The 12,050-nt window shown below is 60.4% G+C and carries 9 protein-coding genes; 5 read left to right on the forward strand and 4 right to left on the reverse strand.

Annotated elements, in window-relative coordinates; all coding sequences use genetic code 11:
- The first annotated feature begins 72 nt into the window (after positions 1 to 72).
- Complete coding sequence (locus HHL09_RS05485; RefSeq protein ID WP_169453507.1) at positions 73 to 279, forward strand: hypothetical protein; 207 nt, start codon at positions 73 to 75, stop codon at positions 277 to 279.
- A 98-nt stretch (positions 280 to 377) separates the two neighbouring features.
- Here the strand turns inward: HHL09_RS05485 and HHL09_RS05490 are convergent, their stop codons facing one another.
- Positions 378 to 1,703: a sugar porter family MFS transporter gene (locus tag HHL09_RS05490; RefSeq protein WP_169453509.1), complete on the reverse strand. Its 1,326-nt coding sequence runs from the start codon at positions 1,701 to 1,703 to the stop codon at positions 378 to 380.
- Between the two features lie 250 nt (positions 1,704 to 1,953).
- The gene (locus tag HHL09_RS05495) at positions 1,954 to 2,934 is read right to left on the reverse strand and encodes a carbohydrate kinase family protein (protein WP_169453511.1); all 981 of its coding nucleotides are present in this window, start codon (positions 2,932 to 2,934) and stop codon (positions 1,954 to 1,956) included.
- A gap of 149 nt (positions 2,935 to 3,083) precedes the next feature.
- Between HHL09_RS05495 and HHL09_RS05500 the strand changes: the two genes are divergently transcribed.
- Complete coding sequence (locus HHL09_RS05500) at positions 3,084 to 4,205, forward strand: substrate-binding domain-containing protein (RefSeq protein WP_169453520.1); 1,122 nt, start codon at positions 3,084 to 3,086, stop codon at positions 4,203 to 4,205.
- A 6-nt stretch (positions 4,206 to 4,211) separates the two neighbouring features.
- Here HHL09_RS05500 and HHL09_RS05505 read toward each other — a convergent pair whose 3' ends face one another.
- Both HHL09_RS05505 and HHL09_RS05510 read right to left on the reverse strand, forming a co-directional pair.
- Positions 4,212 to 5,306 (reverse strand): zinc-binding dehydrogenase, encoded by a 1,095-nt coding sequence (locus HHL09_RS05505; RefSeq protein ID WP_169453528.1) that lies wholly within the window; start codon positions 5,304 to 5,306, stop codon positions 4,212 to 4,214.
- A complete protein-coding gene (locus tag HHL09_RS05510) occupies positions 5,303 to 6,550 on the reverse strand; it encodes an MFS transporter (RefSeq protein WP_169453530.1) in 1,248 nt (415 codons plus the stop codon). Before HHL09_RS05510 ends, HHL09_RS05505 begins: the two co-directional genes overlap by 4 nt.
- 120 nt (positions 6,551 to 6,670) lie before the next feature.
- Here HHL09_RS05510 and HHL09_RS05515 point away from each other — a divergent pair, with 120 nt between their 5' ends.
- From HHL09_RS05515 to HHL09_RS05525, 3 genes are all read left to right on the forward strand, one after another.
- Positions 6,671 to 7,918 carry a cytochrome-c peroxidase gene (locus HHL09_RS05515; RefSeq protein ID WP_169453531.1) on the forward strand — a complete coding sequence of 416 codons (1,248 nt, stop codon included), beginning with the start codon at positions 6,671 to 6,673 and terminating at the stop codon, positions 7,916 to 7,918.
- Positions 7,915 to 10,374, forward strand: a complete 2,460-nt coding sequence (locus HHL09_RS05520) for a LamG-like jellyroll fold domain-containing protein (RefSeq protein ID WP_169453533.1) — start codon at positions 7,915 to 7,917, stop codon at positions 10,372 to 10,374. The genes HHL09_RS05515 and HHL09_RS05520 overlap by 4 nt, the downstream gene beginning before the upstream one ends.
- 278 nt (positions 10,375 to 10,652) lie before the next feature.
- Positions 10,653 to 12,023, forward strand: a complete 1,371-nt coding sequence (locus tag HHL09_RS05525; RefSeq protein ID WP_169453535.1) for a LamG-like jellyroll fold domain-containing protein — start codon at positions 10,653 to 10,655, stop codon at positions 12,021 to 12,023.
- Positions 12,024 to 12,050: the final 27 nt, after the last annotated feature.

A 12,050-nucleotide genomic window follows, 5' to 3' on the forward strand; every position in this document is an offset into this window, starting at 1 on the left:
TCTTATGACTGTTCATAAGCATCCGTCGTGAGCAGGTTCGAGTCCTGTTCCCGGCACCTCCAAAAACACGCCATGAACGAGCTGAAAGAAAAGCTGGTGGCTCTCGGTCTCAGTGCCGAGCAAGCCGAAGGAGCGCTCAGAACAGTGGGCGAATTCGTGAAGTCGAAACTGCCTGTGGAATACCAAGGCATGGTGGACTCGCTGATGGCCGGCCAAACGCCGGACCTCTCCGCTCTGGGCGGCGGCATCCTCGACAAAGTAAAAGGGATGTTCGGTTAAGAACACCCCTCTCCGATCTCCCGCCGCGACATCATTTGGTGTGCGGCGGGTTTTTTCTAGCCGGGCGGAGCATTTGAAGTCCCGCCCGAGGCACATGCTCAGGATTCGGAGAGCAGCTTGCCCTCGAGTTCCTCCAGCGGCACTCCCTTGGTTTCGGGCACCATCAGCTTCACCCAGATGAGCTGAAGCACCATCATCCCGGCGAAGAAGAGGAACACCGTTCCGGGGTGGAATTCGTCCACCATCTTCGGGAAGAAGGTCGTGAGCAGCGCCGCGAAAATCCAGTGCGTGAAGCTTCCCAGCGATTGTCCGGTGGCGCGATGCTCGTTCGGGAAAATCTCCGAGATGAAAACCCAGATGACCGCTCCCTGCCCAATCGCATGCGCGGCGATGAAGGCGAAGATGCAGGCAGGAACGATCGCGTAGTTATGCGAGTAGAAGGCCCAAGCCACCAGCCCCAGTGAAATGATGTAGCCGAAGGACCCGATGTAGAGCAGCGTGCGCCGCCCCAAGCGATCGATCAGCCAGAGTCCGACAAAAGTGAAGATCAGGTTGGTCACGCCGATGCCAATCGATTGCAGCATGGCAGCCTTCGCTCCGAGTCCTGTCATTTCGAAGATCCGCGGCGCGAAGTAGAGGATCGCATTGATACCGGAGAGCTGGTTGAAGAAGGCGATCAGGAACGCCAGGATGATCGGAACCTTCAGGCGCTTGGACCAGAAGGGACCTGCCGGTGCACCATGGGAGGAGTGCGCGGAAATGCTGTCCGCCGTTGCCTCGATCTCCGCAGGCGTCGCCTCCGGCGAAATCATCTTCAGCACTTCGATCGCCTTCTTCCGGTCGTTCTTCTTGCTGATCAGCCAGCGGGGACTCTCGGGCAAGGAGAAGCACATCAGGGTGTAGAATACGGACGGGAAAGCCATCACGCCCAGCATCCAGCGCCAGGAATTCTCACCGATTCCTGCCAGCAGGGTATTCGAGATGAAGGCCACCACGATACCCAGGACGATGTTGAACTGGAACAAGCCCGCAAGACGACCACGCTTCTCCGGAGGTGAAATCTCGGAGATGAACAAGGGCGAGGCAACAGTCGAGATGCCGATGCCGAGTCCCCCGAGGAACCGGGCGATGAAGAAGGTGTAAACGTCATGGGCAAGCGCCGAGCCAATCGCGGAGATCAAGTAGAGCACGCCGATCCACAGCAGGGTCTTCTTCCGGCCGAAGGCCTGGGTGGGCCACCCGCCGATCAGGGATCCTACCACGGTCCCGTACAGCGCCGCACCGATCGCAGCACCGTGTGCCCATGCATTGAGCTGCCAGAGTTTCTGGATCGTCTGCTCCGCACCGGAGATGACGACGGTATCAAAGCCAAACAAGAACCCGGCGAGCGCCGAGGTGATGGACCATAAGAATAGTTTGTTCATGGGTTTGAAGAACTGGCCGTGGATGGAAACAAAAGGATCTCGCGAGAGAAAGGAAAGGGTATTCGGGATTCTACCGGCTTCACCGGTCCTCTTGTATGGTCGCTTTCGTGGGTGATCTGGAACGGAGGGAAAAAGGGTTGGGTTTCACCGGACCGATCCTTCTTTCCCAAGCGAAGGATCGGCCGGCAAGTCCCGGCCTGCCACCCTAAGGCAGGCCGGGCATTGTTTAACCCGGAAGAGTCATGGCGTGTTAGATCCGCTGGGCTTGGATTTCATGCGCGGGCCTTGATGGGCAAGAGTCAGGGGCCTCGCTCGCCCCATGGGAAAAACCGCTGTCCTCCTCGCGTTGCAGGAACTGTTCACGCAGCCCCTGCGGCAGTTGGGGAATCGCCCCGACACAGGAGCACACATAGGCAGCTACTTCGTTGGCCGCCTCGGAAATGCGTTGGAGCGGCCAGCCAAGCAACAGCCCGAGCGTGACGGCTGCCGTGAAGGAGTCTCCGGCACCAATGGTGTCCTTCACCTCCGCACGCAGTCCCGGATGCTCATGCCAATCCCTGCGATCCCGGAGAATGCTTCCGGCCGCGCCACGGGTGTAGGCGATCATCCTCAGCTCGTAGCGATCGAGCAGCGTCCCAAGCTGATCCTGCACCGAGCCCTCCAAGGAGAGCATTCCCGCAATCACGGGCAGTTCGCTATCGCTCAGCTTCAGTACATTCACCATTTGGAGCGACTCGTGGATCAGCTCGGCGGAAAAGAAATTCTGGCGGAGATTTACGTCGAAGATTCTCAGGGCGGTGGTCGGCGTTGCCTGAACCAGACGCTGGATCGCTTCGCGTGACTCGGAAGCCCGCTGACCCAAGGTTCCGAAGCACACCGCATCCGCGTCCCCCATCAGGGTGAACAGCGAAGGATCCACCCGCATACAGTCCCATGCCACCCCACTGAGGATCGTGTAAGTCGGCTGGCCATCGGTGCCGAGTTCGACTTCCACCGTTCCCGTGGGATGGTTTTCATCTCTTGAGATCCCTGCGGTCGTAATTCCCAATTCACCCAGGCTACGGATCAAGCCTTCACCCAGCTCATCCTGACCGACACGACTCACGATGCGGGAATCCGCTCCGAGCGAGCGGGCATGGCAGGCAAAATTCGCGGGCGCGCCGCCCATGCGCGGACCAGACGGGAGCACATCCCACAGCAATTCACCGATACCGATGACTTTGGGTTTCATGATTGGGTTTCACACCAGAGAACCGGAAACCGGTCCCTGTGGGTTGGCGGGAAGCCTTGGCGGCTTGCCCGGGATCCTGAAAATCGAAACTAACCAATCTGCAAATTACTTGACCTGACAAGTTGACGAAGCTGTCATCCTCAAAACCCATGGATGAACTTGGAAACCCATCGGTGCGCTTCCCCGAAATCGCACGCCAATTGCGCGAGGAGGTCCTGTCAGGCCGCTACGGCGCGGAAGGACGCATGCCTAGCGAGGCCCAGTTGGTTCGCCGCTTCGGTGTTTCCCGGCCCACTGTGGCGCGGGCATTGAGGGTCTTGGCCGATGAAGGATTGCTCGAGCGGCGTGCAGGCTCCGGGACTTTCGCCCGCCAGGATGCGAAAGCCCGGACCACCAGCAAGCTGCTGGCCTTGCTCGTCCCCGGCCTCGGAAATACCGAGATCTTCCAGCTGATCTGCGGCGAGCTCGCCAGCCTCGCCCGCATGCATGACTACGGTCTCGTCTGGGGCGGCTCGGACGTACCTCGCTTGGATCCCGATCTGAGCCTGCAACAAACGAGACAGCTTTGCGCCCAATTCATTGAGCGCGGGGTAGCAGGCGTGTTTTTCGCCCCGCATGAACTTGTAAAGGAGAAGGAGGAAGCCAATCGCGAGATGGCCGTGATGTTGCGGGAAGCAGGCATTCCCGTGATCCTTCTGGATCGGGACCTGACACCCTTCCCTCTCCGAAGCGATTTCGATCTCGTAGGCATCGACAACTTGGCCGGCGGCTACCTGCTGGCAGAGCATCTCTTGAAGCTCGGCTGCTCGAATATCCATTTCGTCGCGCGCCCGCTCTCAGCACCCACCGTGGAGGCACGCATCGCTGGCGTCCGCGAAGCACTGGCCCGGCGCAATGTCGAGCCGGAGGCAGGGTGGATTCACATCGGGGACTTCGAGGACCGGAAGTTCGTGCGCAGCCTGACGGGATCGCGCCTGCCGGATGCCTATGTCTGTGCAAACGACCACACTGCGGCGCAATTGATGCGCGAGCTCCATCAGGCCCGCATCCAGGTCCCGCAGGATGTTCGTGTGGTCGGCTTCGACGATGTGAAGTTCTCCACCCTCGTCACCCCGCCGCTGACGACCGTGCAGCAGCCATGCCGCGAGATCGCGCTCGTCGCCTTCCGGGCGATGATGGATCGCTTGGCAGATGCCACCTTGCCCGCTTGCCAGCTCACGGTCCCACCACGGCTGGTGATCCGCGATTCCTGCGGGGCCTACTTGAAATAGCCCCGCTTAGGGGATCACCGCGGTGCGCAGGCCCGGACGATCCGAAGAAGACGCGAATGCCGCTTCGATATCGGAGAGGGTGAAGCTTTCACCGTGCAGCAACTCGAAGGGAAAGACATCCTTCGAGGTGCTCAGGAAATCGAGGGCCGTCACCAGGTCATCAGGCGCATAATTGTGCAGGCCGTGTATCGTCAGCATCCGGCGCACCAGTTCGTTGGGATCGATCTCCACCTTCCCTCCCGGCGTAGTGGTCCCGGCAATCACCGAAACACCACCAGTGCGCGTTACCGCGAAAGCGCCCGCCACTGCAGCCGCGGAACCGGAAAACTCGAGGGTCACGTCCGCACCGCGGCCATTCGTAAGATCTCGGAGATCGGAGAGCAGATCCGCCGGTTCGCAGAAGATTCCGGAGCCGAATCGCTTCGCGAAAGGTGCCCGTGAAGGGTCGATATCGCAGGCGACCACTTCCTTTGCACCCAAGCGGCGCGCCATCGCGGCTGCTGTCAAACCGAGCACTCCACAGCCGAGCACCGCCACGGTCGCACCTTCCACCGGGCCGGCCAATCGCATCGCCGCTGCAACCGTCGCCACCGCACAATTCGCCGGCGCCGCCAAGGCATCCGAAAGATCATCCGGCAATCTCACGATGCCAGTGCCTGCATTCAACAAGCAGCATTCGGCGAAACCACCGCTGAACTCCCGGCCCGGTGAGATCGAGCTGTGCCCGTATTTGAAAAGGTGCTCGCACTTCTGGGGCAGCCCGCGAATGCAGAAGAAACATTCTCCACAGGAAGCCGCCAGCGTCCATGTGATGCGGTCGCCTTCCTTCAGAGGCTCGCCGCGAAGATCGATGCGCGGTGCCCCCGCTCCGAATGTCACGATCCTTCCCACGATCTCGTGCCCGAGCACGCAGGGCACCGGCTCCTGGCGCCGGCCATGCCAGGTATGCAGGTCGCTCCCACAGATCGTGCTGCAACTGACATCCACCAGCACCTCGCCCTTTCCCGGCGACGGGATCGGAAACTCTTCAAGACGAAAGGGCTCTCCGGGACCGGAGAAAACAGCGGCGAGAGCGCGTGCACTGGAGCGTTCGGTATTCATCGGGGCTTGCGGACAAAAGACATGAAGAGCGCACCGAGCACACAGGCCACGGCGACCACGCGGAATACCATCTGCGTTTGGCCGGAGGTCTCGATGAAGTGGCCGATGATCGGCTCTCCCAGCCCGGCGAAGAGGTAGGCGAAGAAATTCATCATCCCCACCCCGGTCCCGGCCAAGCGCTTGCCAAGCAGGTCCGGACAGAGCGCCCAGAAGGCAGACTGCGGGCCATAGACAAAGAAGCCGGTGAGAAAGAGCAGCGGAATCGCGATCACCGAAGAACGATCAAGAAAGGCCATCCCTGCCGCACACACCGCCGCGAAGAGCAGGAAGATGATCACCGGTGCAGAGCGCCCGCCGCGGAAGACCTTGTCGGAGATCCACCCCGCACTCACGGCACCAAGAGCCATGCCCACCGGCAGCGCCACGGAGATCCACTTCTGATCCGAGTCCTTCCAATCTTTCCCGAGGAAATGGACGGGCACCCATACCAACAGCCCATATCGGGCCAGATTCTGGAACCCGATGGCGATGCAGCCGAAGAGGAAAGGCTGGCACGTGAAGCCGACCTTGTAGCGCTCCCACCAGGTGAGATGACGCTCCGGATGCACGTGCGCCCGGGCGGAGTCTGCGTCCTCCGGAAGATCCGCGAAACCTGCCTGTGACGGTCTCTCGCGCACCACCAGCCAGAAGACAAAGCACCCCAGCAGCATCAACACCACCGGCCCGCGGAAAATCCAGCGCCAGCCATGATCCACCACCGTAGCCGCCATGACATAGGTGACCACCGAAGACATCCCGGCCGCAAAGGTGTAGAAGCCGAAAACACGTCCACGATAGCCCTTATCCCACCAATTTGAAAGAATCCGGCTACCGGGCGCCCACCCCATCGATTGCACGAAGCCATTTCCCGCCCACGGCAGCATCACACCCGCCAAGCCTCCGGCGAAGCTGGTGATCCAGTTCATTACGAAGGAGAGGATTCCACCGAGGCTCATCAAGCTCCGCCCACCGAAGCGGTCGGCCAGCTGCCCGTTGATCGCCTGCCCGACCGCATAGGACCAGAGCAAGGCGGTACTGCACCAGCCGAGTTGCGCCTTGGTCAGCCCGAACTCCTCGGCCATCCCGGGAATCGCGAAGCCGAAGTTCTGACGACCCGTATAGTAGAAGAGGTAACAGAACATCACGGCCACGAGGGTCTTCACCCTCGCGCTCGCGAACTCCTTGCTTTGGTGGACATCCGTCATGGTGGTGCACCGGCCGACAGCCGATGTCCCTAAGCGACCTCTGTTTCTCTCCCAAGGAAAATGTTTCCTCGAAACGATTTTGTTGCATTTAGAGAAACCACTGCTATCCCGGACGGCGGAATGGCCATCTCCGCAGCAGCCAGCATCGGAAGCCTCGTCGCCTTGATGGCGTCGGTCACTGGTGCGACGGCACAGGAAGCGGATGCCACTAGCCAAGCGGCGGCGGCCAAGCTGGGGCAGGAGATCTTCCTCGATGCGAGTCTCTCCAATCCCCCGGGCATGTCCTGTGTCAGCTGCCATTTCCCGGAAGCAGCCTTCGCGGATCCCCGCGCGGTGTCACCAGGTGCCGTATTGGGCAGGAACGGCCGGCGGAATGCTCCTAGCCTGATGTATGCCGCGCTGATTCCGAACCGGGATCAAGAGGACATCCTCGAAGAAAGCGGCGAGCAGGTCTGGGTCTGGCAGGGCGGGATGTTTCAGGATGGCAGTGCCCGCACCCTGCACGAGCAGGTGCAACGCCCCTTCTTCGACCACGCGGAGATGAATCTTCTCAACGAAGCCGATCTCGCAGGCCGCCTGAGAAACTCGAGCTATGCTCCGAAGCTCAAGAAGGGACTCGCGGAAGAAGAATGGACGGATGACGGCAAGGTCACCCAACGCGCCTACCGTGCCTTGGTGGAGTTCCTAAAAGAACCCATGTTCCGTCCCTTCGATGCGCGCATCGATGATTACCTTGCGGGAAACAAGGATGCACTGTCCGCTCAGGAAAGGCGCGGCCTGGAGATATTCAAAACCAAAGCGAAGTGCGCCGATTGCCATCTGCTCCACAACAGCGCTTGGCCTCAACCGCTGCTCAGTGACTACGGCTACGACAACTTGGGCGTACCATCACGTGGTGAATCCGACCCCGGCCTCGGCGGCCACACCGGCGTAACAACCGAACTCGGGCAATTCCGCTCTCCCTCGCTGCGCAACGTCGCACTCACCGCCCCTTACATGCACAACGGCTCGCTCGCCACCCTGCGCGAGGTCATCGAGTTCTACAACAAACGCGACCTCGAACCCGAGCGCTGGGGCAAGACCGATTATCCGGAAACGGTCAATCACAGCGACCTCGGCAATCTCGGCCTCGACGATCAGGAGCTGAGTGATCTCGTCGCGCTGATGGATGCCTTCACCGACCGCAGCCTGCTGGAGATGCGGAAGCGTGGGGATCGGTTTCCACAAATACCCTTGGGCGTGCCGGACAGCTGGAAAATGCGTGCCTACTTCCCTGATTGGAATCACGCCGCAACGCCTCTGCCAGCCCATCCACCGCAAGCGGGGAACAATACAGCTGCCACTCCCGAACCCTCTAACAACCCATGAGACCACTCTCCACCACGCGGGCGATCCTTTGCGCCACCGCCCTTCTCGGAACCACTAGCCTGTGCGCCCAAACCGGACCCATGATCGGCACGGTAAAAACCACCGAGGCATGGCTCCTCTACCGCCCGGGAGCTGTCGAAAAAAGCCTGCGCCTGAGCGTGCTTGATACCGGAGGACAAGTCGTCGCCACCAGCGATTCCACTAGTGCGGCAGCCAATGACTTCGTGGCAAAATTCCACGTCACCGGCCTGAGTGCGGCAACCGCCTATCGCTACAAGATCGAAGACACCTCGGGCTCTTCACCCATGCCACTCGCCGGACCGGAAGACGGCCTGCGATTCAAGACCCGGCTCACCACTGGCACGCAGGGAACGGTCACAGCCGCCTTTGTCTCCTGCGCGAACAACACCTCCGAACCTGTCTGGGAGAGAATCGGGACGCTGAAACCGGACCAAGTGATCCTCGGTGGCGATACACCCTATGTCGATGTGGCGGACCTTGCTACCAGCCGCACGAAGCATCGTGCCTTTCTGGAGACACCTTTCATGTCCTCTTTGATCCGCGGTACTTCCGCGGTCGGCACTTGGGATGACCACGACTTCGGCCTGAACAATGGCAATGGCGTGACGGCTGCAGATCGGCGGGAAAATACCCGCAAGGCTTTCGTGGAATACCGGGCCCACGAGCAATTCGGCACCGGCAGCGAAGCGGTCTACCACAAGGTCGACTTGGGTGTGATGGAGATCTTCCTGCTCGATCCCCGCTGGTTCTCACAGACCGGACCATCGCCCGCAGACCCGGCCAAGAAGACGACCTTTGGCGAAGCACAATGGCAGTGGATCAAGGAGGCACTCGAAGCTTCGCGCGCTCCTTTCAAGGTGCTGACCATGGGCGAGGTCTGGGAGGACAAGAAGAACTCCGAGAACGACGACATGTTCACCTACTGGCATGAGCGGGACGCCCTCTTCGACTTCATTCGCAGCAAGGCCATCCCCGGCGTGGTTCTTCTGGGAGGAGACATCCACGTCTCCCGCCATCTGGTTCACCCGCAGCGTATCGGCTACGATCTCCATGACTTCGTGACCTCGCCCGCGCACACGTCCGTGATCGCCAGCCTTGATGTTCCTCACCCTTCCCTTGAATGGTCGTCTCAGCAGCCGCGGCAATTCCTGACATTGACCGCGGATACCCGGGTCAATCCGCCACTGCTCACCGCGCGCTACTATCTCGCCGATGGCACGGTGCAGCGTGAAGTGGCGATCCCCTATGACCAGCTCGTCCCAAAAGAGGGCGAAGGCCTCGGCCGCGGCTTGCGGGCATGGTGGTCTTTCGATGGGGATCTAAAGAACAAGTCGGTGCTTGGCAGTCGCATCGATGCCGACGCCGTGAACGGAGCCAGCCTCATCGCGGAAGGCGGCTTGCGCGGCGGAGCGGCATCGCTCTCCCGCGCCGCGGGCCAATACCTGCATGTGGGTCGCAGTGCCTTGGATGATAATACCGCGGCCTACACTGCTTCCATGTGGTGCAAGCCCGCGAGCCTTCCCTCACACGGCAGTGCGGAGCGGCATTTCCTGATCGAGAGCACCCTCGCAGGCACGGTTGGCAACGAGGCGGGCTACTCCATCTCGGCTGGCCTGCGGGCAGGCAACGCTCCCGACAAGGTGAACCTGGAACTCTTTACCCATACGCTGCAGCCGGCTGGTCCCGCTCCCACCGCGGCACCCACGCCTCTCGCCCAAGGAGGCTTTTCCTGCATGCTCGATCGCAGCCTTTTCGAAGGAAAGTGGGCCCACGTTGCCCTGACCTTCGATAGCACCTTCCTCCGGCTCTATGTGAACGGTAGCGAGGTCGCCGCCCACGAACTCCCCATCCCGGGCCCCGTCTCGGAAACGGGCGGTTTCGTGATCGGGGGACATCGCGAGGGAGCAGGCCGGAACTTCGACGGCCTGCTGGATGAAATCGCGCTATGGTCCCGTGCCTTGTCCCCTTCCGAAATCACCACGCTCTATCACGGAGGAACTCCTCAGACCCTGCCCACCGAAGTCTCCGCTACCGATACCGATGGCGATACCTTGGAAGATTGGTGGGAAGTCCTCTGCGGGCTCGATCCCGAGAACGCCGATGATGCCTTGGCTGACAGCGATCATGATTCGGTCCCGGCTTGGCTGGAACGCGCCTCGGGAACTCATCCGCTAGTGGACAACTCTTCTCTCTACGATTACCTCCGCCAACTCGTGGATCCTGGGGTCCTCTCCGCGCCGCTGCTTTTCCGTCACCCATCTCAAGACACCCTTCGTTTCCGCCTGCACGGAAAGGCGAGCCGGGATCTGGTGGAGTGGTCGCCTTTCACCTCGGGGGCCGGGGTGAGTGGCGACGTCTTCACGGGTGAATTTCTCTTCAGTCTGCCTCTCGAAGCAAACGGAGGACAATTTTTCCGCTTCGACATCAATCCTTGATCAAGGATTTCCCCTAAAGGTGACAAATTCGACTTTAGGAAACTTATTTATTGCATAGGAAACTCTTTTAAAGAAGTTTCCCAATGTCATCTGCCTGAAAGCGGATTGAAATCCTTCCCTGCGATCCTCCCTCCGCAGCCCCTCCTCAAACCGTCTCGGGAACTTCTTCATTCAACCTCATGTCTCCCAGCAATATGCCAAGATGTTTCTCAAAGACCAACAAAAGGAACATTATTTCAACACAGTTTGCCGCATCGAACATGAAAAAACTCGTCCCCATGCTTGTCCTCCCTCTTGCGGGGAGCCTTTCCGCACCGGCCGCGGTAACGGATAATCTCGTCGCCTACTGGACCTTCGAAGGGAGTGCGACCAACAGCACGCCTGCCAGCGGAGGCTCTGCCTACGACGGGGTCTTGTCCGGAAATGCTGTGGTCACTGGTACCCCGAAAGTCGGCACCGGTGCCCTGTTGCTGGATGGCACTGGCGATTATCTCGATGTGGCTTCGACGGTGGACGTGAACCAGCCTTGGAGCGTCTCCGCATGGTTCCGCTCCGTTGTGGCCCCCACGGGCCGCGGGATGATTTTCGAGAGTTCTGGAAGCTACGCGATCTCCTACGGCATCCGTGAAGGCACTCCGGCGACCCATACCAACTTCCAAGCCTACACCGATCTCGCCACCGGTACCGATCCCTTCGTCGATTCCCAAGTTCCCGATGCCAGCACTGCGGAAACCTGGCATCATATCCTGCTCACCTTTACCCCTGCGACGCCGATAGATGCAGGCACCGTCATCGGCTATCTGGATGGCACTGCAATCTACACGCTAAATGTCCCGGCCGGGACCACCCTCACACCCGCGAATGGCTTTCACATCGGAACTTATCGCAGCGCCAATGACCGCTGGTTCACTGGCTCCATTGACGAGGTGGCGATGTGGAACCGCACCTTGAGCATCGCCGAGGCCAGCGAGGTTTTTTCGCGCGGCAATCAGGGCGAGTCGCTGGTGACAACCAAACTTAACATCGCACTAAGCGCGAACCCCGCCACCCAGGGCAGCGTCACCGGCAACGGCGTTTACAATCCCGGCCAAGAAGTCCCGATCACCGCCACGCCAAATCCCGGCTACATCTTCCTTTCATGGAGCGGGGATTTCACCGGCCAACCGACCTCCTTCACCTACACCGCCAATGCAGGTGCCACAGCCGTCGCCAGTTTCGGTGAGGACACCTCTGATTCCGATGGCGATGGACTAAGCAACTACGAAGAGATCGTCATCCATCTCACCAATCCTAACAACCCCGACACGGATGGAGACCGCATCCCCGATGGTGCGGAAGCGAACATCACCTTCACCAGCCCGACCGCCAGCGACGCAGCGCTGGTCTCCTTCGTAGATCAGAACCTCTGCACGAACGAGCACGCGGGTGCCATCGCTCTCAATGCCCCCCGCATCGAACGCAATCCCGCCAGCGGTGTGGTGAGCCTCTTCCTGGGACTAAGCGGTTCCCCGGATCAAGGCGCATGGCAGCCAGTTAATCTCAACAGCCCTTCCGTCACGATCACACCGGTGACCGATGGCTGGGATATCACCATCCCCGCTCCTTCGAACACGGTGAACAGCTACGTCCTTCTCGGTCGCAAACCCTGATCCATCACTGCCCCTTCATACTCTCTC

This window comes from Luteolibacter luteus (genome assembly GCF_012913485.1).
GTDB lineage: Bacteria > Verrucomicrobiota > Verrucomicrobiia > Verrucomicrobiales > Akkermansiaceae > Haloferula > Haloferula lutea.

What these genes read in the sequence shown, in the direction of transcription:
- HHL09_RS05510 (WP_169453530.1), bottom strand. Translation starts at nt 6,550, where the DNA reads ATGACGGATGTCCACCAAAGCAAGGAGTTCGCGAGCGCGAGGGTGAAG.
- HHL09_RS05485 (WP_169453507.1), top strand. Translation starts at nt 73, where the DNA reads ATGAACGAGCTGAAAGAAAAGCTGGTGGCTCTCGGTCTCAGTGCCGAG.
- HHL09_RS05500 (WP_169453520.1), top strand. Translation starts at nt 3,084, where the DNA reads ATGGATGAACTTGGAAACCCATCGGTGCGCTTCCCCGAAATCGCACGC.
- HHL09_RS05520 (WP_169453533.1), top strand. Translation starts at nt 7,915, where the DNA reads ATGAGACCACTCTCCACCACGCGGGCGATCCTTTGCGCCACCGCCCTT.
- HHL09_RS05515 (WP_169453531.1), top strand. Translation starts at nt 6,671, where the DNA reads ATGGCCATCTCCGCAGCAGCCAGCATCGGAAGCCTCGTCGCCTTGATG.
- HHL09_RS05525 (WP_169453535.1), top strand. Translation starts at nt 10,653, where the DNA reads ATGCTTGTCCTCCCTCTTGCGGGGAGCCTTTCCGCACCGGCCGCGGTA.
- HHL09_RS05505 (WP_169453528.1), bottom strand. Translation starts at nt 5,306, where the DNA reads ATGAATACCGAACGCTCCAGTGCACGCGCTCTCGCCGCTGTTTTCTCC.
- HHL09_RS05495 (WP_169453511.1), bottom strand. Translation starts at nt 2,934, where the DNA reads ATGAAACCCAAAGTCATCGGTATCGGTGAATTGCTGTGGGATGTGCTC.
- HHL09_RS05490 (WP_169453509.1), bottom strand. Translation starts at nt 1,703, where the DNA reads ATGAACAAACTATTCTTATGGTCCATCACCTCGGCGCTCGCCGGGTTC.